The organism is Aestuariirhabdus haliotis, from assembly GCF_023509475.1.
Taxonomy (GTDB): domain Bacteria; phylum Pseudomonadota; class Gammaproteobacteria; order Pseudomonadales; family Aestuariirhabdaceae; genus Aestuariirhabdus; species Aestuariirhabdus haliotis.
In genome coordinates this window covers 123,711-149,593 of the sequence record NZ_JAKSDZ010000001.1, presented here as the reverse complement: position 1 = coordinate 149,593, position 25,883 = coordinate 123,711, and the positions used below count along the sequence as shown (strand labels likewise).

Sequence of the window (25,883 nt, the reverse complement as noted above, 5' to 3'; positions counted from 1 at the left end):
TACGAATATCGAAGTGGCGGAACTAGTGGTAGGATACCTCATAATTTCGATAGCAGGCTATCGAACCCTGAGGGTTTCACGTCGCGCCTGTTAAATAGATAACCACAGCAACAATTGGTTCCATGGTTTGGGGCGCTGACCCCGGGAAAGGTGCATGTCCGAGAAAAAACGCTGGTTTTGGCAACGAGCTGAAGACGCCACAGCAGCCGAAGCAACAGAAACGTCCAATGAAGCCGATACAGAGACCGCTCCAGCCGAGCAAAAAGCGGAAGAACCGGTTAGCTTTACCGCCAGCGAGGCCCCCAAAGCGGAAGAGTCTTCTAAAGAGGGCTTGTTTGGCCGAATGAAACGGGGCCTGAGCAAGACCCGTTCGGGTCTTGTGGATGGTGTTACCACGCTCTTTATCGGTAAAAAAGAGATCGACGACGACCTGCTGGAAGAGCTGGAAACCCAGTTGCTGGTGGCGGATGTCGGTATGGCCGCGACTCGTGAGATCATCGATGGTTTGACCCAGCGCGTGCAGTACAAGGAACTCGATGATGCCGATGCCTTGTTGAATGCCCTGAAACTCGAATTGCGCAAATTGCTTGGCCCGGCGGATGAGCAGCTGTATATCGATAGCGCCAAGGCGCCCTTCGTCATTCTGGTTGTCGGTGTTAACGGTGTGGGCAAAACCACCACCATTGGCAAGTTGGCCAAGCGCCTGCAACTCGAAGGTAAAAAAGTGATGCTGGCGGCGGGTGATACCTTTCGGGCGGCGGCGGTCGAGCAGTTGCAAGTCTGGGGCGAACGCAATGATATTCCCGTAGTTGCCCAGCACACCGGGGCGGACAGTGCGTCGGTTATCTTTGATGCGGTGGAAGCAGCCAAGGCGCGCAACATCGATGTGCTGATTGCCGATACCGCCGGGCGTTTGCACAACAAAGACAACCTGATGGAGGAGCTGAAAAAGGTCAAGCGGGTGATGGGTAAGCTGGATGATAGTGCTCCCCATGAAGTGTTGCTTGTGGTGGATGCCGGCACTGGCCAGAATGCGCTGAATCAGGCCCGTCAATTTGATAATGCGATGAAGTTATCGGGTATGGCGCTGACCAAACTCGATGGTACCGCCAAGGGCGGTATTGTGTTCGCGATGGCCCAGGAGATGAAACTGCCGATTCGTTTTCTCGGAGTGGGTGAGCAGATCGATGATTTGCGACCCTTTGTCGCTGACGAATTTGTCGACGCGCTGTTCGATATGGATCGCCTTTAAAGGCCCAACCGCGTTGATTCAGTCAGGGAGCCAGACGTTCAGTGATACAGTTTGATCAGGTAAGCAAGCGCTACCCAACCGGCCAGGTCGGTCTTGAGGGCGTCAGCTTTTCCCTGGATGCCGGCGAGATGTCCTTTCTCACCGGTCATTCCGGGGCAGGCAAGAGTACCTTGCTGAAGCTCATCATGTTAATGGAACGGGCCACTCAGGGGCAGGTTCGCATCGGTGGGCGTAATTTGCGCTCGATGGGTCGAGGAGAGATTCCTGCTCTGCGCCGGGAAATCGGTGTGGTGTTCCAGAACCACCAGTTACTGTTCGACCGCTCGGTGTTTGAGAATGTCGCCCTGCCGCTGCAAATTGCTGGTTACTCGCAACAAGATATTGGCAAGCGGGTGCGAGCGGCGCTGGATCAAGTGGGTTTGCTGGATAAAGAGAAACTGCCCCCTATTGCTTTGTCTGGCGGTGAACAGCAGCGGGTGGGCATTGCCCGCGCAGTGGTGCACAAGCCGTCACTATTACTGGCCGATGAACCGACCGGAAACCTGGACCCCAAACTGTCGGCGGAAATTATGGCCTTGTTTGAGCGCTTTAATCAGGTCGGCGTCACAGTACTGATCGCCTCCCACGATATGGCCTTGATCGCGCGTATGCGCCAGCGTGTGCTGACCCTCAAAGAGGGTAGGTTGGTGGGCGATGGTTGATACCCAGCGGGGAGCCAGCCGCAGTGCTCGCGGCGCGACGCCCATGTCCAGAACAAAAAAGCCGGACAGTGCCCGTGCCGAGCAGGCACGCCGCAAGCGCCCGGCCGTGCAGAAGAAAAGCCGGCCCCGCAGTAGCGAAAGGCTCGGCGGTGCTCTGCACCATCATCGACAAATGGTGGTGCAGAGCCTTAAGCGCCTGATCGCTTCACCCGCGGCCAGTTTGATGACCTGTCTGGTGATGGCCGTCGCTCTGGTGCTGCCCAGTGTGATGCTGGTGGCGGTTGATAATATCAAGCAACTGAGTGCGGGTTGGGATGGTTCTCCTCAGCTTACCCTTTATCTGCGAGGAACTGCTCGTCCTGCCAGCCTGATGCAGAAGCTGGCGAATGATTCCCGTATTGAATCCCTGGTTTATTTGTCTGCCGATCAGGCCCTGGCTGAGTTTGAACAGTATTCCGGGCTGGCCGATGTCACCGCCCAGCTGGAGCATAATCCGCTGCCGGCAGTACTGGTACTGAGGCCTCACCTGGCTGCACTGCAAGGCGAGCAGGCCCAGGCGTTACTGACTGAGATGCAAGCGCTATCTGAGGTGGAGTTAGCCAGCCTTGATCTGGAGTGGATCGAGCGCCTGCGACAGATTTTGCAGCTCAGCGAACGCAGTAGCTGGTTGCTGGCGTTACTGCTGGCAATCGCGGTGTTGTTGGTCATTGGCAACACGATCCGCCTGGCGATCGAAAATCGGCGCAGTGAGATTGTGGTGATCAAACTGGTCGGCGGCAGCGATGCCTATGTTCGACGCCCCTTCCTCTATACTGGCCTATGGTACGGCGCCGGCGCCGGGATGATGGCGGCTTGTCTGGTGCAAATACTGGTGTGGCTGGTACAAGGGCCGGCGGCGCGTCTGGCCACGCTGTATCAGAGCCAGTTTGAACTCCAGGGCTTAGGTCTGGCTGCTTCCATTGGCCTGATATTGGTCGGTGCTCTGCTGGGGTGGAGCGGTGCCTGGTTGGCCAGCGTACGCCATCTGCGCGAGATCGAGCCACGTTGAGGTTGCCTGTTCAGCCCCTGATGAGTGGCAAGCCGAGTCGCTGAATGTTCCCTGCTTTGCTTATGCAAAATTCGTCTAAACAGGAACTTTTCTCGTTATTCGCACTCATACCGTCTGGATGTTAGAATCCGCGATCGAATTAACCAAGGAGCTTTTTGATTAATGGGCACAGAACTGCAACGAGTCGAAATGTTGGTACCGGGGCGCGACCTTGATGCTTACGTGCGTGCGGCTAGTAGCATTGCCATTCTTACCGCCGAACAGGAGCGGGAGTTGGCAGAGCGTCTGTTTTTTGAAAATGATCTGGAAGCCGCCCGGCAAATGGTTATGGCGCACCTGCGCTTTGTGGTGCACATTGCCCGCAGCTATTCCGGTTATGGTCTTTCCCAGGCTGACCTGATTCAGGAAGGCAATGTTGGCCTGATGAAAGCGGTACGTCGCTTTAACCCTGAAAAAGGGGTACGTCTGGTCTCCTTCGCGGTGCACTGGATTCGCGCCGAAATTCATGAATACATTCTGCGCAACTGGCGTATTGTCAAAATTGCCACCACCAAAGCTCAGCGTAAACTGTTCTTCAATCTGCGCAGCAACAAGAAGCGTCTGGCCTGGTTTACCAACGAAGAGGTCACCAATCTGGCTCGCGATCTCGGTGTTGAAGAAAAGACCGTGCGTGAGATGGAAGGTCGTATGGCGGGCCAGGACACCGCATTCGATAGTCCGGTAGCGGACGATGATGATGCCGCTTACCTGGCTCCGGCGTATTATCTGGAAGACAAGCGTTTCGATCCGGCGACCCAGGTGGAAGATCAGGACTGGAACCGACAATCGATGGACAGCCTGCAGGACGCGATGGCGCAGCTCGATGAGCGCAGTCGGGATATTCTGCAACAACGCTGGTTGTCGGAAGAGAAGTCCACTCTGCACGAACTCGCTGCACAGTATGGCGTGTCAGCAGAGCGTATTCGCCAGTTGGAAAAGAACGCGATGAAGAAACTCAAGGGTTCGATGCTGGCCTGACTCTTTTCTTCTCTGTAGCCAGAGAGATTAAAAACCCTGCCCATTAACGGCGGGGTTTTTTTATGCTTGCCGGTCAGGTCGAAGCCGCTTTCATACGCACGGCGCAGTATTTGAACTCGGGAATCTTGCCGAAGGGATCCAGTTTTGGGTTGGTCAGCAGGTTGGCTGCGCCTTCGGCGAAGCAGAAGGGAATAAACAGGGAATCGGGAGAGACGGCTTCATCGGCACGTAACAGGGCTTCGATGCGGCCGCGACGGCTCTCAACCACAACCCGGTCTCCGGCACTGAGTTTAAGGCTGCGCAGGGTCAGGGGGTTGGCGGTGATGATAGCACCGGGCTCCAGCGCATCCAACACCTGACTGCGGCGGGTCATCGCCCCAGTATGCCAATGTTCCAGCAACCGCCCGGTGGAAAGGATAAGCGGGTACTCAGTATCGCAGGTTTCATCCGGGGACAGCAGGGTTGCGGGGACCAGTTGGGCGCGGCCATTAGGGGTTGGAAAACGCTGGTCAAACAGCACGTCGTTGCCTTCGCCGTTGGGCGTTGGGCAGGGGTAGGTCACCGAGTTTTCTCGTTGTAGCCGATCCCAGTCGATATGGTTCAGGGACGGCATTGCCTGTTGCATCTCCTGATACACCGCTTCCGGTCCCGGGTAATCCCAGCCCAGGCCCAGGCCCTGGGCAATCGACTGAATGATTTCCCAGTCCTGGCGACACTGCCCCGGCATGGGCACGGCGGCTCGGCCGGGCTGTATCTGGCGATTGGTATTGGTCACGGTGCCGCTTTTCTCGGGCCAGGCGGAGGCGGGCAGGATAACGTCGGCGTAAGCGGCGGTTTCGGTGATAAACAGATCCTGTACCACCAGATGATCGAGCTTGGCCAGGGCCTGCCGGCTGTGATTGAGATCCGGGTCAGACATGGCCGGGTTTTCACCCATGATGTACATGCCATGCAGCTGATCGTTATGGATACTGTCGATCATCTCCACCACGGTCTTGCCGGGCTCACTAGCCAATGGGGCTTGCCATAGTGACTCGAACCGGACACGGGCTTTGGTATCATCGACCCGTTGGTAGTCAGGCAGCATCATGGGGATCAGTCCCGCATCGGATGCGCCCTGGACATTATTTTGGCCCCGCAGTGGATGCAGGCCGGTACCGGGTTTGCCAATATGGCCGCAGATCAGGGCCAGGGCAATCAGGCAACGGACGTTGTCAGTGCCGTGGGTGTGTTGGCTGATGCCCATGCCCCAGAAGATCATGGCTTTGGGTGCACGGGCAAATAGCCGGGCGACGGCTCGAATGTGCTCAGGTTCGATGCCGCAATGGGGTGACATGGCTTCGGGAGTGTAATCGGTGATGTGTCGGCTGAGTTCGTCAAAGCCGTCGATACGCTCATCGACAAACTCGGTGTCGTAAAGCGCTTCGCTGATGATCACGTTGAGCATGGCGTTGAGCAAGGCGACATCGGATCCCGGCGTGAGTTGCAGCAGGTGGCTGGCATGATCTCGCAGCCCATGGCCGCGAGAGTCGATAACCACGAGTTGGGTACCGTTACGGGCTGCTTGCTTGAACAGGTTGGCGGCAACCGGGTGATTGGATTCGGGGTTACAGCCGATCACGATGGCGATATCGGCGTTGACCACCTGCATAAAGGAGGCAGTAACCGCCCCGCTGCCGATGCCTTCGAGTAACGCGGCCACCGAGGAGGCGTGACACAACCGGGTGCAATGGTCGACATGGTTGTTGCCAAAGCCGGTCCGTACCAGTTTTTGAAACAGGTAGGCTTCCTCGTTACTGCCCTTGGCGGAACCCAGGCCTGCCAGTGCGTTGTCGCCGTGGCTCTGACGTAATCTGAGCAATCCCTGGCTGGCGCGCTCCAGGGCCTCTTCCCAACTGGCTTCGCGAAAGGTGTGCAAAGGATTGGCGGCATCGAAAGGGACCGATTTGGCAGGGGCGTCGTCACGGCGGATTAACGGTTTGTGCAGTCGATCCGGGTGCTTGATGTAGTCGAAACCGAAGCGTCCCTTGACACAAAGGCGACCCTGATTGGACGGCCCGTCTCGCCCTTCAACCGCGATGATAGACTCATCGGATACCTGGTATTGCAGCTGACAGCCAACGCCGCAGTAGGGGCAGACGCTGTCGGTAGTGCTATCGACGGGCTGCAAGCTGGTCGGATTGGCGGGCAACAGGGCGCCGGTTGGGCAGGCCTGCACGCATTCGCCGCAGGCGACGCAACTGGAGAGCCCCAGGGCGTCATCCAGATCAAAACCGATCGAGGCTTCGATGCCGCGACCGCTGAGACCGATTACTCGATTTACCTGAAGATCCTGGCACGCCTGACGGCACAATTGGCAGTTGATGCAGGCACTGTGATTAACTCGAATGGCGCTGTGACTGCGATCTTCGAACTGCACATCCCCGGCGGGAAATCGACTCTGCTGGACCCCGAGTTGCTCGGTCCAGTAATTCAGTTGCAGGTGCTCTTGGTTGCAGGAGCCGTCTGGCAGGTCACTGATAAACAGCTCGAGCAGGAGCTTACGATTGCGTTGCACACGCTCGGAGCTCGCACTGTTGACCCGCATTCCCGCCTCAACTTGCCGTCGGCAGCTGGGCGCCAATACTCGCTCGCCCTCAATCTCGACCACGCAGGCGCGGCAGTTACCATCCGCTGTAAAGCCGTTTTGCTCGGAACAACACAGGTGAGGGATCGGCTGGTACTGTTGCGCGGCTTGCAGAATGCTTTGGCCGGTCTGTGCCTGTACCGGTTGGCCGTCGAGAAAAAACTCAATGGTTACGCTGTTCATCGGTTTTCCTCCTGCGCTGAAAGCAGCTCTGGGAAATAGCGAATAATACTCAGCGCGGGATTGCAGGCCGCCTGGCCGAGCCCGCAGATGGAGCTATCGGCCATCAGTTCGGCCAGCTCTTCGATCAGGGATTGATTCCAGCCGCGTTCCTGTACCAGTCGCAATAGCCGATCGGTACCCAGCCGGCAGGGGGAGCATTGGCCGCAGCTCTCCTCGCGAAAGAAGTGGGACAGGTTACAGACCAGTGCGCGTAGATCATCCTGATCCGATAACACCAGAACCGCTGCCGAGCCAATAAAACAGCCGTATTCCTGCAGGGTGCCAAAGCCCAGAGGAACATTTGCCAGCCGGGCGGGAAGGATGCCACCCGAGGCACCGCCTGGCAGGTAAGCGACCAACCGGTGACCCTCCATCATGCCACCACAGTATTCCTCGATCAGCTCTTCCAAAGTGATACCGGCAGGGGCCTGTTTGACCCCGGGGCTGTTCACACGACCACTGACGCTGAAGCTTAAGAGTCCTTGTTGACCACGACGGCCCAGGTCACTGAACCATTGCCCACCGTGCTCCAGTATTTCACGTACCCGATACAGGGTTTCAACGTTATTGACCAGGGTGGGGCGATCATACAGTCCCTGTTCGGCAACGAAGGGCGGGCGCTGCCGCGGAAAGCCACGCTTGCCTTCGATGGATTCGATCAGCGCGGACTCTTCGCCGCAGATATAGGCGCCAGCTCCCCGGCGAAGTTCAATGTAGCCCGCCGGCACCAGTCCGGAATGCTCGAGTGCGGCGATCTCTTTGAGCAATATGCTACGTATTGCCGGATACTCGTCCCTCAAATAGAGATAGCATCGTGCCGCGTCGATCACCCAGGCGCCAACCAGCATGCCCTCGAGCAGGCGGTGGGGATCACTTTCCAGGTAATGACGATCCTTGCAGGTGCCGGGTTCTCCTTCGTCGGCATTGACCACCAGATAACGCGGTGCAGGTTGCTGTCGAACCGTTTGCCATTTGCGTGCGGCGGGAAAACCCGCCCCGCCGAGCCCGGACAAACCGGCCAGTTCGAGCTCATCGATGATCTGCTGGGCATCCATCTCGTGGGCCTGGCAACGTTGGAGTAAGCGGTAGCCGCCAGCGTCCCGGTAAGACTGAAACGCCAAGTAATCGGGCCGGGATGGCTGAATGTCCTGATGCTGTATGGCATGGCTGACGGAATCGATGCTGGCGTTTCTAAGGGTGTGATGACCGACCTGTACGGTGGGTGCACTTTCGCAGTGGCCCATACAGGGGCTTCGGCTCAACTGTACTCCAGGGTGGGACTTCTGGTTCAAGGTGCTCCAGATGTCCTCGGCCCCCGCCATGGCACAACTTGGGTTGGTGCACACTCGAACCTTGATGGGCTTTTCCGCAATGCTTTGATCATCCTCGACCAGATCGAAGTGGGCATAGAAACTCGCGACTTCCCACACTTCGGCTTGGCTCATATCCAGCAAGGCGGCCAGGGCGACCAGTTGGGATTTCCGGATGGCACCGTAATGATCCTGAATAAGGTGCAAATATTCGATCAGCAACCCCCGCTCGAAAGGGGGTGTGCCGAGCAGCGCCAGCAGGCTATCGCGAGTCTGCTGCTCGACCTGGCGACCTCGCAATCCCTGGCGCGGCTTTTTATGGGGCGATGCTTGGTGTGATGCTGACATGGCTAGGTTCCCTTAACCCGATGTTCATATCATAGAGGGGGCGCTTGTGAATGCGCAACGACTGGGGTGCTTGCGCAATCTCCGATATAATGTCACCCCCGAATATGCAGGCAACCGAGGGAGTTCGACCACGCAATGCGTGCGATTAATCTGGTAATGAGCTGTGGTGCCTTGGGTGGCCTCACTGCTGTGATGTTGGGGGCCTATGGTGCCCATGGTCTTGATGCGATGTCGCTGTCTTCCCAGCGAGCCTACAACAGTGCGGCGCAGTATCAGTTTTACCACAGTCTGGCATTGGTGCTGACCTCCCTGGCAATGCACTGGCGCAGCTGCAACTGGTTATTATCAGCGGCGTTTGGTTTTGGAGCAGGGTTGTTGCTGTTTTGTGGTTCTATCTACCTCAGACTCTTGCTCGGTATTGAGGTTCCTGGCTGGTTAACCCCGACCGGAGGAATCGCATTTATGCTGGGGTGGGGAACACTGATGGTAGCGGCCTGGATAAATACGAAGGAGAGGGTATGCAGATCCAGCTAAACGGAGAGCATTACAGTTTGCAAGAGGGCAGTAGTATCGCCAGCCTGGTAACAGAACTCGAGATGGGCGGGCGCATTGCGGTTGAGGTGAATCTGGAGATAGTGCCCCGCAGCGAGCACCCGAATGTGGTACTTCAGCCCGGTGACCGGGTAGAGATTGTCAGGGCCATCGGCGGAGGCTGATTTCGCCAGATTGATCACACTGATTTAAAAACCTTTTTATTGCGACAGGACAGAAGACTCCATGCAACACGACAAACCTTTTGAGATTGCTGGCACTACCTATAATTCGCGACTGCTGGTCGGTACTGGCAAATACAAGGACCTGGATGAAACCGCAGCGGCGATCGAAGCCAGTGGTGCCGATATTGTCACCGTCGCTATCCGTCGTACGAATATCGGCCAGAATCCCGATGAACCTAACCTGCTCGACCGTATCTCCCCGGAGCGTTATACCCTGCTGCCCAACACCGCCGGCTGCTATACCGCCGACGATGCGGTACGTACCTGCCGTCTGGCGCGCGAGCTCCTGGATGGCCATGACCTGGTCAAACTGGAGGTGCTCGCGGACCAGAAAACCCTGTTTCCCCATGTCACCGAAACATTGAAAGCCGCTGAAAAGCTGGTGGCCGATGGCTTCAAGGTTATGGTGTATACCAGCGATGACCCCGTGGTGGCACGTCAGTTGGAAGAGATCGGATGCGTGGCGGTGATGCCATTGGCCGGGCTGATTGGTACCGGATTAGGCATCTGCAACCCCTATAATCTGCGTATTATCCTTGAGGAAGCCAAGGTGCCAGTGCTGGTTGACGCCGGTGTCGGTACCGCTTCTGATGCGGCTATTGCAATGGAGCTGGGTTGTGATGCGGTGTTAATGAACACGGCGATTGCCCACGCCGGTGATCCGGTGCTGATGGCATCGGCGATGCGTAAAGCGATCGAGGCCGGGCGCGAGGCCTATTTGGCTGGACGCATGCCCAAGCGCCAATACGCCTCGGCATCGTCCCCTCTGGATGGCACCTTTTTCTAATGAGTGAAGAGCTGAATAACGTTAAATATCCGCGCCGTATTCGCAGTTTTGTGCTGCGTGCGGGGCGCATGACCACCGGCCAGCAAAAAGGCTGGGATGAAGGCTTGCCTCGTTTTGGCCTGACCAGGGAACAGGGTGTCCTCGATCCCCAACAGGTTTTCGGGCGCGATGCTCCTCGAGTATTGGAGATCGGTTTTGGCATGGGGACCTCCCTGCTCGAGATGGCCAGGAAGGATCCGGCCCGGGACTATATCGGTATCGAAGTGCACCGCCCCGGGGTGGGCAGTTTGCTCAATGAGGTTATAAAAGAAGGTGTTAGCAACCTCAGGGTGTATTGCGACGATGCCGTCGAGGTGCTCAAACAGTCCATCCCGGATGCTTCGCTGGCCCGGGTGCAACTGTTTTTTCCCGACCCCTGGCATAAGAAACGCCACCATAAGCGCCGTTTGGTGCAACCTGAATTCGTCCAGCAGATTCGCCAAAAACTGGTGCCTGGCGGTGAATTCCATATGGCGACCGACTGGGAAAACTATGCCGAGCAGATGCTGGAGGTGATGGAAGCCGCCGAAGGTTACCGTAACAGCGTGGGTCAGCGGCAGTATACGCCGCGACCGGAATACAGGCCGCTGACCAAGTTTGAAAAACGCGGCGAGCGACTGGGACACGGTGTTTGGGATTTGGTGTTCGAGCGAATCGATTAACCAGGGCGCTAAACCAGGGTTTGTCGAGCACTCAGATAGCGGGATTCAAAGTGTTCGACCAGCCAGTTCATCAGGATTCTGACCCGTTGCAGTTGGTAACGGGCTGGCGGACAGAGCAGTGACAAAGGGGTCCGCTGACGCCATTGGGGAAGCACCTCAACCAACTTACCTTGCTCGATGGCGGCCTGGACATAGACATCCGCTAACCGGCTCACTCCCAACCCAGCCAAGGCCGCCTTTAGCATCACCCGGCCATTTGGAATACGAAAGCCCCGATTGATATCCAGGTTGAAGGTTTCCTCTTCGGAGAAAAACTGCCATTGGGCAATGCTGCCATAGATCAGAGGTAAGGATTTAAGATCGCCCGGGTGGCGGATAATGCCATGACGTTCAATAAAGCCGGGACTGGCAACATAGCAGGTACTGAGGCTGTAAAGGTGGCGTGCGATAAGCGTCGAGTCGGGTAGCTCTCCCATGCGCATCACCAGGTCGTAAGGGTCGTTCATCAGGTCGACCCGGCGGCTACTAAAGTCGAGTTGAATACGAATCGATGGGTATTGTTGCTGGAAATCAATCAATAAGGGGGCGATTAACTCCTCGCCGATCACCCCGCCAACCGCGTTCATACGAATCTCTCCCTCGAGTGCATCGTTGGCGCCGGTTACCCACTCGCGGGCATCGTCAAGCTGTGCAACCGCTGCTAGACAGCGCTGCCGATAGCCTTCACCGGCATCGGTCAGGCGCAAACTGCGGGTTGTCCGGTGCAGCAGCTGCACCCCGAGGGACTGCTCCAGTTCCGAGACTTGCTGGCTCAGATTGGCTTTCGATAGCCCCGTGACTTCGGCGGCCGCCGTAAAGCTGCCATGGTCAGCTACAGCGAGAAACGAACGAATACCTTTCCAGTGTAGATTGTTCATTTATTCCTTACAGTGAGTTTGTATTTATTATATTTATCAAAACAAACTACGCTCTACAATGGCCGAATCTGGGCTGGTTGATATGACACCGCCGTTAAAACGAATACAGAGGAGATGATGATATGAGCAAGCCACTAGTTGTTATTACCGGGGCGAGTTCCGGCATCGGAGCGGCGACTGCGATCGCACTGAGTAAGGCGGGGCATCCTTTGTTGCTGCTGGCGCGCCGGGTCGACCGGCTGGAAGCCTTGCAGTTGCCTGATACGCTATGCCGTCAGGTTGATGTGTGCGACACGGAGTCAATGAAAGCCGCTATCGCTGAAGCGGAAACGAAATTCGGAGGGGTTGACCTGTTGATTAACAACGCCGGTTGTATGCTATTGGGGCCACTAGATACCCAGGACCCACACGAGTGGCGCCGCATGTACGATACCAATGTGATCGGGTTGCTTAACGGCATCCATGCGGTGTTGCCGGCCATGAAGGCACGCAAGGGCGGTACGATCATTAATATCAGCTCCGTTGCCGGTCGTAAGACCTTCCCCAATCATGCAGCGTATTGCGGCACCAAATTTGCGGTCCATGCACTCAGTGAAAACCTGCGTGAGGAAGTCGCCGACGACAGCGTGCGGGTAATCACTATTGCCCCGGGCGCCGTTGAAACCGAACTGCTGTCCCACACCAGCTCGCAAGAGATTATTGATGGCTACGAACAATGGAAAACCGGTATGGGGGGCGTTATTGCCGCGGAGGATATTGCCGGTGCAATCTTGTATGCCTATCAGCAACCACAGCACCTTTGTGTTCGCGAGATCGTTATTGCGGCAACCCGGCAACAGCCCTAGTTATGTCGTTTTATTAGCAAGATAAAAGAGGGTGAAGGGGACTGTACTCGAAGGGCTCAAGCTATTTCCTTTGCTGCTGTGATATGGTTCCATGCACCGCGGCAAAGGGGCAGTAGGGGTCAGCAGGGAGCAGTATGAATGAGAAGTAAGCCTTCGAAGGTCAAGATACTGAATGGCCGAAGACCCTCGGTTGCTGTCAGGGTTGTGAGCTCCGTCTTGTTAGCGTCTTTGTTAATGCTGAGCACTGCTCTGCGGGCCGAAACCACTCTGGTTGCAGCTGCTTCGAGCCTCAAATTTGCCCTGGATGATTTGATTGAGCAGTACCATGCCCAGGGCGGTTCGTCCGTACAGGTGGTGTTCGGCTCGTCCGGTAATTTTTACCGGCAAATTCGCCAGGGCGCCCCTTACCAGATTTTGCTATCGGCCGACGAATCTTATGTGCGTGAGCTGGAAGCGGCGGAGTTCACCCAGGGCAATAGCTTTGTCTATAATCTGGGCCGACTGGCCTATTTTGCCCCCAAAGGCTCCCCCCTCGACCCCAAGCAAGGTGTGGAAAATCTGCGCCAGGCTGTTGAACGTCAGACTATCGGACGCTTCTCCATCGCCAATCCTGCCCATGCACCCTACGGCCGAGCGGCGCTGGAGGTGTTGCAACAGTTGGGCATAGAAAAAACCATCCAACCGAATCTGGTACTGGGAGAAAATGCTTCCCAGGCGGCCCAGTTTGCGGTGAGTGGCTCAACTGATGGCGGGCTTATTGCCTATTCTTTAGCAATCTCGCCGCAAGTGGCTTCCCGGGGTGATTACGCTCTGGTTCCCTCGAGTTTGCACACAGCTTTGAAGCAGCGGGCGGTACTCACCCGTAATGCTGGTCGGGATGCGCAGCAGTTTTTTGCGTACCTGCAAACGGCAGAAGCACGGACCTTACTGCGCCAATACGGCTTTAGCCAATGAGGAATGGGTAACTATGGATTGGACGGCGTTGGGCCTGTCGCTAAAGCTGGCCACCTGGACGCTGGTATTGCTGATACCCGTCGGATTATTGATTGGCCGCTATCTGGCGATGACCCGGATCAAGGGTAAAGCCTGGCTGGAGGCGGCACTGGCGCTTCCGCTGGTATTACCGCCTACGGTTTTGGGTTATTACCTGTTGGTGTCCATGGGTGGGCAATCCTGGTTGGGAGAGTTCTATCAGTGGCTGTTTGCCAAACCCTTGGCATTCAGTTTTGAAGCGATCTTGCTGGCCTCTCTGTTGGTTAACTTGCCCTTTGCCGTGCAACCGGTGCAGCGTGCGTTCGAGCGTATCGATCCCACCCTTCTCGATGCGGCTGCCTGCTGTGGACTGAGCCGTTGGCGTATGTTTTGGCGCATAGAATTACCGCTGATTTGGCCCGGCTTGGTCACAGCCGCCGTGATGACCTTCGCCCACACATTGGGAGAGTTTGGCGTTGTGCTGATGGTGGGTGGCAGCATTCCCGGGCAGACTCAAACCCTTTCCATTGCGATTTACGACCGGGTCCAGATGTTTGACCCTCAAGGCGCGGGCATCATGTCGGCCACCTTGGTAGGGGTTGCCCTCATTGCCATGGCGATCAGCTTGCTGAGTATGCACAGGAGGCGTGGTGCACGAGGATGATAAAGGCCTGAAGGTCTCGATTCGCCAATTGGCGCCGGTTCCCCTCGAGGCTGAACTGGAATGCCGCCCGGGGGAGATGCTGGCCGTGGTGGGACCATCGGGGAGTGGGAAATCGACTCTGTTGCGGGCTATTGCCGGGTTGGGCAAGCCGGTACAGGGGCAGATCCGTTGCGGTGGTGCCCTGTGGCGAGACTCCGCCGCAGGCGTCCGCCTACCGACCCGTGAACGTGGGGTTGGAGTCGTGTTTCAGCAATATGCGTTGTTTCCCCACCTCAGTGCGTTGGAGAATGTGATGGAAGCTGTGGTGGAGCTGCCCGCACAAGCGCGGCGCGCGCAGGCGATGGCCTGGTTGGAAAGGGTCAATATGTCGGGTTTGGAGCAGCGCTGTCCAAACCGGTTGTCCGGGGGGCAGCAGCAGCGGGTCGCCCTGGCCCGTGCGCTGGCTGGAAACCCTCGCCTGTTGTTGCTAGATGAACCTTTTGCGGCGGTGGACCGAGTCACCCGAGAAAAACTCTACCGCGAACTGGCCGCGTTACGCAGCAGTTTGTCGGTGCCTTCCCTGTTGGTCACCCATGATGTCGAAGAAGCCTTGATGTTGGCTGATCGATTGTGCATTTTTGCCCAGGGCCGGGTGTTGCAGTCAGGTAGTGCGGCGGAGTTGATGGCGCGCCCAGCCGATGCTCAGGTAGCGCGTCTGGTGGGGCATCGAAATATCTTTCGGGCCAGAGTAATCAGGCACGATGTCGAGGCCGGGCATACATTGATCGATTGGCGAGGTTCTCAACTGGTCGCTGATTTACAGCAAGACTTTGCTGTCGGCTGTACCGTTAGTTGGGTGATCCCCCGTTCGCGAGTGCTGATTTACACTCCGCGCACCGATCAGGAACTGCGCGAAAATACCGTGGTGGGTGTGGTCCAGGAGCGGCTCGCTCTGGGTGATATGGTGGCACTGATGACGAGTGTCGGGGATCCGGAGCGGCCACCGATTCATCTGACGCTGCCGGCGCATGTGGTTGAGCGCCGGGGCATAGTACTGGGCCAGCAGCTCTATATGACCCTGGAGGCGGAAGGTATCTGGTTGATGCCCGATACGCGGTACCAAACCGAAAACGTTGTGAAAGCTTCGCGGTCGGAATCAGGCCAGGGCGCCAATATCGCTTGAATGCCCTGGCAGCCACAGGTCAATCACGTAGGTGCTCCGCGGTAGTAATGCCAGAGGAACAAAGCACCGGTGGTTCTCATTGGCGCCCAATGAGTGGTGAGTTCTCGGGCCTGGGCGGGTGTAGGCTTGCCGGGTAACTGCTTCAGCCGCCCCAGAGCGATCAGCAGTGCGAGGTCGTCGGCAGGAAAGATATCGCGGCGTTTAAGGGAAAACATCAGATAGATTTCGGCGCTCCAGCGACCAAAACCACGGAGCGCGGTGATGGCTTTAATGGCGTCAGCATCATCGAGCTGGGCCAGTGCATCGATATCGAACTCGCCGTTGACGATGGCCGCTGCCAGCCCCTGAGCGTATTCGATTTTCCGAAAAGAGAGTCCGGCATCGCGCAAATCCTGGCTGTTCAGTTTTAGTAGCGCCGGTGCCGATAGCTCGGGCATCAGGGCGGTAACCCGGCCCAGAATGGCGCGCGCCGCCTCAGTGGATATTTGTTGACTGACGATGGTAGACAAAAAGGTCTCGAAGCCGGCCGGTCTGTTGCGAGGAGGCGGAGGTCCGACTTGGGCTAACGCATTGGCTAGCTGGGAATCACGAGTCACAAGTAGCGCCAAGTCGGCAGCGATCTGACGCTTATTCATAGTATTCCTGACAGTCGACGATGAATATAATTGGGGTCTGGATTTGAGTGATAACGGCGAAGATCAAGCGACAGCCATGCCTTGTCAACCAAAGTTGTCACAAAATTAAAATAAAACGCAAGCCAAAAGAGACTTGTATCAATGAAAAAGCCCTACAATATCAAAAAAGGGTTTTCCCAACCCCTGCTTGGTGGTATTTTGACCAACCTTTTTTAAGTAACTGTTTCATACGTACCATGGTGCCATCTGGGGATGGCGCTTAGATTCACATTGCAGGATAGCGGTGGGGTCTGACGTAATAATAATCATACCGGCCTGAGCAATCGGAGAGGTTGCTTGCAGGTTGATGTCGGATGCGGAGTGTAGAGTTATGAATCGTTGTATCGCAGCTTTGGGTGCTAGCTTGCTCATGAGTAGTGCCGTGGCAGCAGTGCCAGCCGACCAGGTTCAGCGCCTGGGTGCAGATTTGACCCCCCTTGGAGCCGAAAAAGCGGGAAATGCCGCGGGTACCATTCCACCCTGGGAAGGAGGTCTTACGACCCCTCCAGAGAGTTATGTCGAGGGTAAGCAGCACACAGACCCCTTTGCAGGCGAGGTGCCGTTGTATGAAATTAATGCGGGTAACCTGGACACCTATCGTGAACTGTTGAGCCCTGGACACCAACAGCTGGTGGCCAACTATCCCGATTACAAATTGCGGGTGTTTCCGAGCCATCGTACGGCCGCTGCGCCCGAGTACATCTACGAGCGTACCCGCGAAAATGCTGGCCGTGCCGAACTGATTTCCCGCGGTAATGGTATTAAGGGTGCTGCCGCCGGTGTGCCATTTCCCATCCCAGCGAATGGTCTGGAGGTGATTTGGAACCATATTCTTCGCTACCGGGGTAACGCCATCAAGTTTGCCGCGCACCAGGCAGCCGTTCAGCGTGGTGGTAGTTATACCCTTGTACGCCAGGAAAGGGAGGTGCTGTTTGAATACGGTCAGCCCGATATCACACCGGAAGAACTGAGCAATAAGATTTTCTACTACAAGTATCAGGTGACGTCTCCGGCCAAATTGGCGGGTAATGCCTTGTTGGTACACGAGACACTGGACCAGATATTGTCCTTGCGTAGTGCCTGGCGTTACCTTGCGGGTCAACGTCGAGTGCGTCGTCTGCCGGTATTGGCCTATGATGATTTGAGCCCGGATACCGACGGTATGTTGACCACCGACAGCGTCGACATGTACAACGGAGCGCCCAATCTATATGAGTGGAATCTGATCGGTAAGAAAGAGATGTTGGTTCCCTACAACGCCTACCCACTGCACTCTGATGCTTTGGAATATGAAGATGTATTGGGTGAAAAGTCGATTAACCAGGATCACGGTCGTTACGAGTTACACCGGGTGTGGATCGTCGAAGCCACATTGCGCGACGGTGTGACCCACCGCTACGCGAAGCGCCGTTTCTATGTTGACGAAGATAGCTGGCAGATCCTGATGGCGGATATGTACAATGAAGACCTGGAGCTTCAGTACTTCCACGAAGGTCATCCAATCAACTACTACAATGTACCGTTGGTAGCCTCGACGCTTGAGGTCACTTACAATTTCGACAGCGGTCGTTATTTTGCGGATGGCCTGGATAATCAGGAACGCCCATACGACTTTGATGTGAAGAACCGTAAGCGTGACTTCTCTTCCAGCGCAATGCGCCGTAAGGGTCGTAAATAAGCACTGACCGCTTTGGTTGCTAGAAAAACGCCTGCACCGCGATTGCCGTGCAGGCGTTTTAGTGTGTAGACAGGGAAAAGTCCCTAGCTAAGGATGTACAGTCGAGTCAGTTGTTGCGGTCAGCCAGAAATCCCAGCAGTACGAAGCAGAGTAATAAAACCGGCGACAGGGTTTGGTTATTAAATTGCGCCAGCATTTGAGCCAGCAGGGGGCTGACCAGAATCAGTGTGGCCCCGTAGCCCAGGGCGCATACCAGAATAAAGATACTGGTTCTCAGGATAAAGTTGAGTTGTCTGATATTGCGCTTTATCGCCCGGTTCAGGGTGGCACCATAGATCACCATCAGGGTGGCAAGTATCGCCAGGGAGATTTCCGGTAGATATGACCGGGACCAGTGAGACAGGTTGATAAAAAAGTCGAAAAGTATCTGCATAGCAATCAGGGTAAAAAAAGTTCCAGTAAGTCGTTAAGGAAGAGTCGTCCTCGCTCGCTCGGCTGTAATCGTGTCAGGTTCTCGAATAAGCCTTTGGCCTCCGCTTGTTGTAGCGGCTGATCGATACGACTGATCGGGAGTCCCGTTCGTTCTGTGAAAAGGCTGCGCTCGACTCCATCGCTAAGACGCAAGGCATTCATCATAAACTCCAGCGGCAACTCGGCTGATTCCAGTCGGCGCTGACCCGCGGTGAAATCCTGTTCACGAGCCAGGTATTGGCTGGGCATGCGGGTTTTCCAATTTCTGACGATAGCCCCCTGTGGTGAAGTCAGTTTTCCGTGAGCACCCGCACCGATGCCAATAAAGTCGCCGAAGCGCCAATAATTAAGGTTGTGCCGGCACTGCTGATTAGCCCTGGCATAGGCCGACGTCTCATATTGAAGATAACCGGCATCAAGAAGGTGCTTCAGGCCCTGTTGCTGCATGACCCAAAGGTTATCATCGGCGGGTAGTTGGGGTGGTTTAGAGTAAAACTCGGTATTGGGCTCTATGGTCAGTTGGTACCAGGATATATGGTCCGGCTGCAGGCTGATGGCTTGTTGCAAATCTTGCAGGGCTTGCTCAGGGCTTTGGCCGGGCAGGCCAAACATTAAATCCAGATTAATGCGCCGGAAATCCGCCTGACGTGCCTGAGAGAAGGCCTTTATCGCCTGGTCGGAGCTGTGTATTCGTCCCAATGTCTGGAGTTTGAGGTCATCGAAACTCTGCACGCCGATAGAAAGCCGGTTGATACCGATGGCTCGATAGTCCTGAAAGCGGTGATGCTCGGTGGTGCCCGGATTGGCTTCCAGAGTAATCTCTATATCAGGAGCAAATTCACATTGTTGTTGGAGCCCTTTCAGGAGTATTCCCAGGGCATTAGCGCTGAACAGACTTGGGGTACCACCGCCGATAAAAATGGTTTCGATCGGCCGCCCTTGAATTGCTTCTGCTTCGCTGGAAAAGTCGCGTAAGAGGGCCGACACATAGTCGGTTTCGGGCAGTTCGCCGTTTGCCGCATGAGAGTTGAAATCGCAATATGGGCATTTGCGCACACACCAGGGAATATGCACATAGAGCCCCAGAGGGGGGAGCGTCATGCTTTCCTACTTCAGCTTGAGCCGTTGCATCAGTTCCTTCATCGCCTGACCGCGATGGCTGAGGCGATTCTTCAAGTCGGCGGGGAGTTCGGCACTGGCACAATGTTCACTGGGAACAAAGAACAGGGGATCGTAACCAAAGCCGTTATCGCCACGGGGTTCTTCCAGAATGAAGCCCTCCCAGCTGCCTTGGCAAATCAATGGCGTTGGGTCGTCGGCATGGCGCATATAAACCAGCAAACAGCGAAAGCGTGCACTGCGCTGCTCGCTAGGCGTACCCTGAAGCTTGGCGAGCAGCTTCTGGTTGTTATCGGCATCGGTGGCTTCTTCTCCGGCAAAGCGAGCGGAGTAAATTCCAGGGGCACCCAGCAGCGCATCAACCTCAAGGCCAGAGTCATCGGCGATGGCCGGTAAGCCGGATATCTTGCAGGCGTGACGAGCCTTGATGATGGCGTTTTCGACAAAGCTGAGGCCGGTTTCGGCTACTGAGTCGATGGCAAACTGACTTTGGGGTAGCAGTTTGATGCCCAGTCCGCCCAGGCGATGTTGCAGCTCATTGAGTTTGCCCCGGTTATTACTGGCCAAAACCACTTGCTGGATCTCGGTCGACATCGTTACCGCTACTCCTCGTACAGTTTATGGGTGAACTTGAGCAACAAAACATGGCCGTCAGCGGTTTCTATCTCGATATTGTAATGCAGTACTTCTTCGTTACTGAAGCGGAAGCTGGCAAGGTAGTAGATCGCTGAACCTTCTTCGATCGGCTGAAACGTCAGTGTCTCTTGTTGCTGAATCAGGTTGCTGGTTTTTCCTCTGAGTTTGGCCTTTACGGCGACATCGCCATGATCCGTTTTCTCGTGTACGGCGATGTTGAGGATACCAATATCCTGTCCGCGATTGAGTCCATAACTACTGGCGACACTGGGTTGTAAGAAGGTGCTGTTGAACACGCTATAGTGCACGGTATGGTTATCATAATCCTGGACGCTACCCATATCTGCGGCAGTGCCTGGGAGACAAAAGAGCAGTAAAAATGAGGCGAAAAATGAATGCAGGGTACGTGTCATGGCGAGTTCCTTCCGAGTCGGCCTGTTAATCTGTTAACGGGTAAGGTGGTAGATGGCTATCTCACCAAAAAGGTTGGGTGAGAACTTACTGAGCCAGTGACCCTGATGGGTCTGGTCTACTACCAGGCGATCCAGAATGTGTAAGTTTTTCTGGAAGCACAGGGCTTCAAAATCCTTGAAGGTACAGAAGTGTATGTTAGGCGTATTGTACCAAGTATAGGGCATAAACTTGGACACCGGCATGCGCCCTCGCCAGCCCAGATAACCCCGACAGCGCCAATGGCCAAAGTTGGGGAAGGTAATAATGCATTCGCTGCCGACTCTCAACATCTCATCGAGAATCTGGTCGGGATAATGCACGGCCTGCAGAGCCTGGGTCATGACGACGGTATCAAAGCTCTTGTCGCTGAAATTGTGCAGGCCTTTGTCCAGATCCTGCTCGATGACGTTGACGCCCCGTTCAACACATTGGGCAATATCCTGAGGGTTAATCTCGAGGCCGTAACCCTGAACGCCGCGATCCTTGTTCAGATAGTCGAGGAAAATACCGTCGCCGCAGCCAAGGTCGAGCACTCGGGAATTGGGTTTGATCCAGCGTTGAATGCATTCGAGGTCACTTCGCATCAGTTGCACACCTCGTTTGCTACACGATTCATATAGGCGCTGAAGGCTTCAATATAACGAGGAATCGGCATCAGGAAGGCGTCGTGCCCCTGGGGTGCATCGACCTCCAGATAGCACACCTCCTTACGAGCCTCGAGCAGAGCGTTAACGATTTCGCGGGAACGCTCCGGCGCGAAACGCCAGTCCGTGGTGAAAGAAACCAGCATAAATTTACATTGCGCAGGTTGCAGCGCTGTGGCCAGGTCGTCGTTGCATTCTCGTGCCGGATCAAAATAATCCAGTGCCTTGGTCATTAACAGATAGCTATTGGCGTCGAAGGCTTCGGAAAATGTCTGGCCCTGATAACGCAAGTAGCTTTCAACTTCGAAATCCACTTCGTAGCCGAACTTGAGCTTGCTACTGCGTAATTCACGGCCAAATTTTTGTCGCATTGAATCGTCTGAAAGGTACGTAATGTGGCCGATCATTCGCGCCAATTTAAGCCCGCGCCGCGGAATGGTTTCCTGTTGCTGGTAATGGCCATTATGGAAGGACTCGTCGGTCATAATGGCTTGCCGGGCTACTTCGTTAAAGCCAATGTTCTGGGCGGACAGTCGCGGCGCTGAGGCGATGACCAGTGCGTGGCGGAGACGCTCCGGATAGCTGATGGACCATTGCAGGGCTTGCATGCCTCCAAGGCTGCCACCAACGACGGCGGCCCATTGCTCGATACCAAGCTGGTCAGCCAGCATCGCCTGGCTATTAACCCAATCTTGCACGGTAACCATGGGGAAATCCGGGCCATAAGGTTGGCCGGTTTTCGGGTCGATGCTGGTGGGTCCGCTGGAGCCGTGACAGCCTCCCAGGTTGTTCAGGCTGACGACGAAAAAACGATTGGTGTCTATGGCTTTGCCAGGTCCGATCGCGCTGTCCCACCAACCGGGTTTTTTATCATCCATGCTGTGATAACCCGCGGCGTGATGGTGGCCACTGAGCGCATGGCAGATCAGTACGGCATTGCTGTGATCAGCATTTAAGGTGCCATAGGTTTCATAAACCAGAGTAAAGCTCGTTAATGAGCGTCCACTGAGCAGCTGTAACGTCTGGTTAAAGTCGATGCTTTGGGGTTCCACCAGGCCTACGGAGCCTTCGGGTATGGATTCGGGCATGGAATGACTTAGGTCTTGGGTCCGAAAGAGAGTCAGGCAAGTCTAATGAGAGAGCCTCGGCGGTGCAATAAGGCACCGCCTTAAAATAGGCATGATCCGAGGGTGGAGATTGCCTCAGGCTACCGATTGGCCCTGTAAATTGACGACTTTTTGCGTGCGCAAAAAAGGCGGAGGTTTGCGAAATTCCTTTAATACCGACTCCAGTACTTGCAATTGGCTTTCCTGGGATTCGATCATGGTGTCTAGTTTTTCGACCTGCTGTTGATGGTTTCGCGTTTCCTGAGTCAAGGATTTCAGGCGAATCATCTGCTGCTCGAGTAGTTGTTTTTGCTCCAGCATATTTTGCATCAGTGGCAGCATGACATCGTCGGTCCAATGGTCGATCTGTTTGTGAAGCTTCTTAAACAGCACGTTAACTTCACTAACCAGCGTGGCAAAATACCGGCTCACTACCACACCTTGCTCGGTAAGCATGGTTTTGAGTTGAGAGCGAAAACGGTCTGACTTTCGTTGGATCACCCGCAGCTCTCGAGTGTATTGGGTCACGTTGAGGCAGGGAGCTTCCATAAAGGTGCCAGGATGCTCAGCGCAAAATCGGTTATAGATCGAGTCGACCATTTTATCTGCCAGCAGGCATTCATTCTGGAGGTTGTTCAGGTCCAGATAGAGTTCTCGGAACAGTGATTCGATCGACTGGTTCATGCCCAGCGTGGTCCAGCTTCCACTCATCTCCCGATGAAGCTCATCGATACGATCCTGGTACCGTTGGTGGTTACATTCTTGCTGCAGCATCAGCTGTTGCCGCAACAACAGGCGACGGTTAGCTCGCATACCAATAAGGCGTTTCTGGTGTTGTTCGTATTTCTTGTGAGCTTCATCCTGCAAATCATAAATCACATGGTTGTTTTCGGATTTGTTACTTTGCAGCTGCAGTTGGCGATCCCGAGACTGTTCGAGATGATGGTTGAGGGCGTGACGACTGTTTTGGATAAGGTGCAGCATCTGCTTTACGACCGTATTCTCGACCAGCTGTTCTTTCTTCAGGATCAGGCGTTCGCAGAGTAGGGTTTCCAGCTGTTCAATTTGGCTGCGCTCTAGTAATGCTTCGTCTTTCTTGACCTTGGCGATTAGCGCTTGCTTGGCAGAAAGCGTCATTACATCCTGATTATCGATGCGCAACTGCTTTGCGCTAGCGTCGCGTATCTGTTCGATCGATTGTCGGGTGAATTCGGGGCCTTGCAGATCGTCCCAAAGGATATCGATTTTATTCAGCACTGCGTAGAGCGACCCTTGGGTATCCTCATCGAGCTGGCGTACGTGGCGCTCCCAAACCTGCATGTCGCTGGCGGTTACCCCTGTATCGGCGCTCAACAGGTAGATGATGGCCTGGGAGTTTGGCAGCATGTTCAGGGTTAATTCCGGCTCGCTACCGAGCGCGTTGAGCCCGGGAGTATCGAGAATGCGGATGCCCTGGCTGAGCAGAGGGTGATCGTAATTGATCATGGCATGACGCCAGGCCGGAATAATGACCTGGCTACGATCGTGCTCGCAATGTTCCAGTGCAGCGGCATCGAAACCCAGTTGCCGGGCTTTTTCGACGCTGACCTCTTTGGTGCGGGCGACCTCGGCAAAGGCCTGGCTCATGGCCTGAGGGTCGTTGCTGTCGAAAAAGATAGTAACCCAATGCTCTGGGATGCGTTTAAAGCCTGAGATGCTGGTACTGGCCATGCGGGTTTCAATGGGTAGCAGGCGGATAAAGCAACGATCACTGCCACGCTGATAGAACATCTCGGTGGGACACATGGTGGTGCGTCCCGCCTGGGAGGGCAGCATCCGCTGACCATACTGGGAAAAAAACAGGGCGTTAATTAACTCGGTTTTGCCTCGGGAGAACTCGCCGACAAAAGCCAGGGTGATCTCATCCTGGCGAAGCACCTTGGCAGCCCGTTCCAGCTTGCCCTCGATCTCCGGGTTGCTCAGCTTGTTGCTGCGCATCCAGGAGCGGTAGATCGACAGTTGTTTGATCAGATGGTGCTTCCATTGGATGTAAGCGTCGACCTGTTGGGTCAGTTTGCCATTACTCATAATTCGTATCCTGCGACAGACGCATTTCCTTGGCACCATGGAATCAGGCGTGGGATGCCGGGTCAATTGGATTGGGCGTCAATTGTCCCGGAATGTGACCGGGTGCGTTTACTATTTGCTCAGTGTGGCATAATGAAAATAGTGAAAAGCTATATAAATGCAACTTTTAATTGCCGTTATGTAGATTCCCCTCACTTTCTTTCCGAGCCGTTATTACCCTAATAGTGCCTGAAACACGGCGGGTAGCATTCTTTGTACGGAGATGATGATCAGCACGATGACCATCAAAGAAAGATCGAGACCCCCTATAGGAGGAATGACATTTCTTACCCGGCGACTGAGGGGGTCAGTGATCTGGTTCAGCAGCATCAAGGCAGGATGGTAGCTGCCGGGGGCAACCCAGCTGGCAATTGCGATGATGATCAGACTCCAAAGATACAGATTGAGGGTGGTGTCGATCAGTTCATAAAGGCTTTGGACCAGCGCCAGGGTAATGGGCGGTGTTATTCCTTTCATAGCAAACAGAAGGTACACCAGGCCGATTTGCAGAATGAGCGCCAGCAGCAGGGATGCGATATCGATGCCGCCGACACCGGGGACCACCCGACGCATGGGTACCAATAATGGGTTGGTTGCTTTAACCACAAACTGGGACAGAGGGTTGTAAAAATCTGCCCTGACTATTTGTAGAATAAATCGTATCAACACCACCATGATGTACAGGCCACCAATGGTATTGAGCAGGAAGCCGAGGGTGTCTTGCAAGGCTGCGGACATAATCAGGTATTCTCCGGTTCTCTATTGCGGTGAGATTTGACGGTTGCAGGTATCTATCATTATGGACAGTGGCCTGACTGGCAAGTTATTGATTCAGTTCGGCCGCCATCTCTGCTGCGCGATCTTTGCAGCGGCGCATGGCATTTTCAAAAAGCTGGGGTAGCCCTTCGCGTTCAAAACTGAGAATGGCCTGCTCGGTGGTACCTCCGGGGGACATGACCTGTCGTTTGAGTTCACCGGGGTCCAGTTCACTTTGCTGGGCCATCCGCGCTGCGCCAAGAGCGGTTTGCAGGGTCAGTTGTTTGGCGTCTTCCCGGCTTAGGCCCAGTTGTTCTCCTGCGCTGACCATCGCCTCCATCACCATAAAATAGTAGGCTGGACCGCTGCCAGACACCGCAATGACGGCATCGATCAGGTCTTCATTGTCCACCCAGCTTACGATCCCTATAGCTTTGAAGATGGCGTCTGTAATCTGTCGCTGCTGATCGTTGACAGTACTGTTGGCGAACAGACCGCTGGCTCCGGTGTTAACCAGTGAAGGGGTGTTGGGCATGCAGCGGATAATGGGCAGACCGCCCCCGCTCCAGCGATCCAGCGCCTCGATGGTGATCCCGGCGGCAACCGAGATCAGCAGCGGACGTTTGTTTTGCAGCTCCTCTGCCAGCTCTTCCAGCAGCGCTTGCATGCCCTGGGGTTTGACGCCCAGGATGATAACCTCGGCGTTTCGGATCAGTTCCTGATTATCGGTGCTGGTGACAATGCCATATTTCTGTTCCAGCGATATCAGCTTTTCCGGCGTGCGAGTACTGGCCCAGATACGGTGAGCTTCGTAGCCCTGTTTGATCAGGCCGCCAAAAATGGCCTGACTCATATTTCCAGCGCCAATAAAGGCAAGGTTAGGTTGGTGCAT

At 55.3% G+C, this 25,883-nt stretch carries 26 protein-coding genes; 13 read left to right on the top strand and 13 right to left on the bottom strand.

Going from position 1 to position 25,883, the window contains the following annotated elements:
* Nucleotides 1–154: 154 nt before the first annotated feature.
* The 4 genes from ftsY (at nucleotide 155) to rpoH (ending at nucleotide 4,018) form a co-directional block, all read left to right on the top strand.
* On the top strand, nucleotides 155–1,252 hold the full coding sequence (ftsY, locus tag MIB40_RS00775; RefSeq protein WP_249689702.1) for a signal recognition particle-docking protein FtsY: 1,098 nt from the start codon (nucleotides 155–157) through the stop codon (nucleotides 1,250–1,252).
* Between the two features lie 41 nt (nucleotides 1,253–1,293).
* Nucleotides 1,294–1,953, top strand: a complete 660-nt coding sequence (gene ftsE / locus MIB40_RS00770; RefSeq protein WP_249689700.1) for a cell division ATP-binding protein FtsE — start codon at nucleotides 1,294–1,296, stop codon at nucleotides 1,951–1,953.
* Entirely contained in the window at nucleotides 1,946–3,001 is a 1,056-nt protein-coding gene (ftsX, locus tag MIB40_RS00765) for a permease-like cell division protein FtsX (RefSeq protein ID WP_249689699.1), read from the top strand. The genes ftsE and ftsX overlap by 8 nt, the downstream gene beginning before the upstream one ends.
* A 162-nt stretch (nucleotides 3,002–3,163) precedes the next feature.
* Entirely contained in the window at nucleotides 3,164–4,018 is an 855-nt protein-coding gene (gene rpoH, locus MIB40_RS00760; protein ID WP_249689697.1) for an RNA polymerase sigma factor RpoH, read from the top strand.
* A gap of 73 nt (nucleotides 4,019–4,091) precedes the next feature.
* On the opposite strand, the gene fdhF is transcribed toward rpoH, so the two are convergent.
* Together fdhF and MIB40_RS00750 are read right to left on the bottom strand one after the other, a co-directional pair.
* The gene (fdhF, locus tag MIB40_RS00755; protein WP_249689694.1) at nucleotides 4,092–6,827 is read right to left on the bottom strand and encodes a formate dehydrogenase subunit alpha; all 2,736 of its coding nucleotides are present in this window, start codon (nucleotides 6,825–6,827) and stop codon (nucleotides 4,092–4,094) included.
* On the bottom strand, nucleotides 6,824–8,524 hold the full coding sequence (locus MIB40_RS00750; RefSeq protein ID WP_249689692.1) for an NAD(P)H-dependent oxidoreductase subunit E: 1,701 nt from the start codon (nucleotides 8,522–8,524) through the stop codon (nucleotides 6,824–6,826). Before MIB40_RS00750 ends, fdhF begins: the two co-directional genes overlap by 4 nt.
* Nucleotides 8,525–8,659: 135 nt before the next feature.
* Here MIB40_RS00750 and MIB40_RS00745 point away from each other — a divergent pair, with 135 nt between their 5' ends.
* The 4 genes from MIB40_RS00745 to trmB all read left to right on the top strand — a co-directional run bounded on the left by MIB40_RS00745 (nucleotide 8,660) and on the right by trmB (nucleotide 10,788).
* Nucleotides 8,660–9,058: a DUF423 domain-containing protein gene (locus MIB40_RS00745; RefSeq protein ID WP_249689690.1), complete on the top strand. Its 399-nt coding sequence runs from the start codon at nucleotides 8,660–8,662 to the stop codon at nucleotides 9,056–9,058.
* Nucleotides 9,043–9,240: a sulfur carrier protein ThiS gene (gene thiS / locus MIB40_RS00740; RefSeq protein ID WP_249689688.1), complete on the top strand. Its 198-nt coding sequence runs from the start codon at nucleotides 9,043–9,045 to the stop codon at nucleotides 9,238–9,240. Before MIB40_RS00745 ends, thiS begins: the two co-directional genes overlap by 16 nt.
* Before the next feature lie 61 nt (nucleotides 9,241–9,301).
* Nucleotides 9,302–10,087, top strand: a complete 786-nt coding sequence (locus MIB40_RS00735; RefSeq protein ID WP_249689685.1) for a thiazole synthase — start codon at nucleotides 9,302–9,304, stop codon at nucleotides 10,085–10,087.
* Nucleotides 10,087–10,788 carry a tRNA (guanosine(46)-N7)-methyltransferase TrmB gene (trmB, locus tag MIB40_RS00730; protein ID WP_249689683.1) on the top strand — a complete coding sequence of 234 codons (702 nt, stop codon included), beginning with the start codon at nucleotides 10,087–10,089 and terminating at the stop codon, nucleotides 10,786–10,788. The genes MIB40_RS00735 and trmB overlap by 1 nt, the downstream gene beginning before the upstream one ends.
* 8 nt (nucleotides 10,789–10,796) lie before the next feature.
* Here the strand turns inward: trmB and MIB40_RS00725 are convergent, their stop codons facing one another.
* A complete protein-coding gene (locus tag MIB40_RS00725) occupies nucleotides 10,797–11,705 on the bottom strand; it encodes a LysR family transcriptional regulator (protein WP_249689681.1) in 909 nt (302 codons plus the stop codon).
* A 122-nt stretch (nucleotides 11,706–11,827) separates the two neighbouring features.
* On the opposite strand from MIB40_RS00725, the gene MIB40_RS00720 reads away from it, so the two are divergent.
* The 4 genes from MIB40_RS00720 to MIB40_RS00705 all read left to right on the top strand — a co-directional run bounded on the left by MIB40_RS00720 (nucleotide 11,828) and on the right by MIB40_RS00705 (nucleotide 15,348).
* Nucleotides 11,828–12,550, top strand: coding sequence for an SDR family oxidoreductase (locus MIB40_RS00720; RefSeq protein WP_249689679.1), 723 nt, complete (start codon nucleotides 11,828–11,830; stop codon nucleotides 12,548–12,550).
* 138 nt (nucleotides 12,551–12,688) lie between these two features.
* Nucleotides 12,689–13,504, top strand: a complete 816-nt coding sequence (gene modA / locus MIB40_RS00715) for a molybdate ABC transporter substrate-binding protein (protein ID WP_249689677.1) — start codon at nucleotides 12,689–12,691, stop codon at nucleotides 13,502–13,504.
* Between the two features lie 13 nt (nucleotides 13,505–13,517).
* A complete protein-coding gene (gene modB / locus MIB40_RS00710; protein WP_249689675.1) occupies nucleotides 13,518–14,186 on the top strand; it encodes a molybdate ABC transporter permease subunit in 669 nt (222 codons plus the stop codon).
* On the top strand, nucleotides 14,173–15,348 hold the full coding sequence (locus MIB40_RS00705; protein WP_249689673.1) for an ABC transporter ATP-binding protein: 1,176 nt from the start codon (nucleotides 14,173–14,175) through the stop codon (nucleotides 15,346–15,348). Before modB ends, MIB40_RS00705 begins: the two co-directional genes overlap by 14 nt.
* Before the next feature lie 23 nt (nucleotides 15,349–15,371).
* On the opposite strand, the gene MIB40_RS00700 is transcribed toward MIB40_RS00705, so the two are convergent.
* Nucleotides 15,372–15,983 (bottom strand): DNA-3-methyladenine glycosylase family protein, encoded by a 612-nt coding sequence (locus MIB40_RS00700; RefSeq protein WP_249689671.1) that lies wholly within the window; start codon nucleotides 15,981–15,983, stop codon nucleotides 15,372–15,374.
* Between the two features lie 370 nt (nucleotides 15,984–16,353).
* On the opposite strand from MIB40_RS00700, the gene MIB40_RS00695 reads away from it, so the two are divergent.
* Entirely contained in the window at nucleotides 16,354–17,700 is a 1,347-nt protein-coding gene (locus MIB40_RS00695; RefSeq protein WP_249689669.1) for a DUF1329 domain-containing protein, read from the top strand.
* A gap of 106 nt (nucleotides 17,701–17,806) precedes the next feature.
* Here MIB40_RS00695 and MIB40_RS00690 read toward each other — a convergent pair whose 3' ends face one another.
* The 9 genes from MIB40_RS00690 to proC form a co-directional block, all read right to left on the bottom strand.
* Entirely contained in the window at nucleotides 17,807–18,133 is a 327-nt protein-coding gene (locus tag MIB40_RS00690; protein WP_249689667.1) for a DUF3392 domain-containing protein, read from the bottom strand.
* Between the two features lie 5 nt (nucleotides 18,134–18,138).
* Nucleotides 18,139–19,272: a radical SAM family heme chaperone HemW gene (gene hemW, locus MIB40_RS00685; RefSeq protein WP_249689665.1), complete on the bottom strand. Its 1,134-nt coding sequence runs from the start codon at nucleotides 19,270–19,272 to the stop codon at nucleotides 18,139–18,141.
* 6 nt (nucleotides 19,273–19,278) lie between these two features.
* Complete coding sequence (rdgB, locus tag MIB40_RS00680; protein WP_249689664.1) at nucleotides 19,279–19,884, bottom strand: RdgB/HAM1 family non-canonical purine NTP pyrophosphatase; 606 nt, start codon at nucleotides 19,882–19,884, stop codon at nucleotides 19,279–19,281.
* A gap of 8 nt (nucleotides 19,885–19,892) precedes the next feature.
* The gene (locus MIB40_RS00675) at nucleotides 19,893–20,339 is read right to left on the bottom strand and encodes a DUF4426 domain-containing protein (RefSeq protein ID WP_249689662.1); all 447 of its coding nucleotides are present in this window, start codon (nucleotides 20,337–20,339) and stop codon (nucleotides 19,893–19,895) included.
* A 33-nt stretch (nucleotides 20,340–20,372) separates the two neighbouring features.
* Entirely contained in the window at nucleotides 20,373–20,963 is a 591-nt protein-coding gene (metW, locus tag MIB40_RS00670) for a methionine biosynthesis protein MetW (protein WP_249689660.1), read from the bottom strand.
* The gene (metX, locus tag MIB40_RS00665) at nucleotides 20,963–22,111 is read right to left on the bottom strand and encodes a homoserine O-succinyltransferase MetX (protein ID WP_249689658.1); all 1,149 of its coding nucleotides are present in this window, start codon (nucleotides 22,109–22,111) and stop codon (nucleotides 20,963–20,965) included. The genes metW and metX overlap by 1 nt, the downstream gene beginning before the upstream one ends.
* A gap of 114 nt (nucleotides 22,112–22,225) precedes the next feature.
* Nucleotides 22,226–24,196: a dynamin family protein gene (locus tag MIB40_RS00660; protein ID WP_249689655.1), complete on the bottom strand. Its 1,971-nt coding sequence runs from the start codon at nucleotides 24,194–24,196 to the stop codon at nucleotides 22,226–22,228.
* Between the two features lie 213 nt (nucleotides 24,197–24,409).
* Entirely contained in the window at nucleotides 24,410–24,973 is a 564-nt protein-coding gene (locus MIB40_RS00655) for a YggT family protein (protein WP_249689653.1), read from the bottom strand.
* A gap of 85 nt (nucleotides 24,974–25,058) precedes the next feature.
* Nucleotides 25,059–25,883, bottom strand: coding sequence for a pyrroline-5-carboxylate reductase (proC, locus tag MIB40_RS00650; RefSeq protein ID WP_249689651.1), 825 nt, complete (start codon nucleotides 25,881–25,883; stop codon nucleotides 25,059–25,061).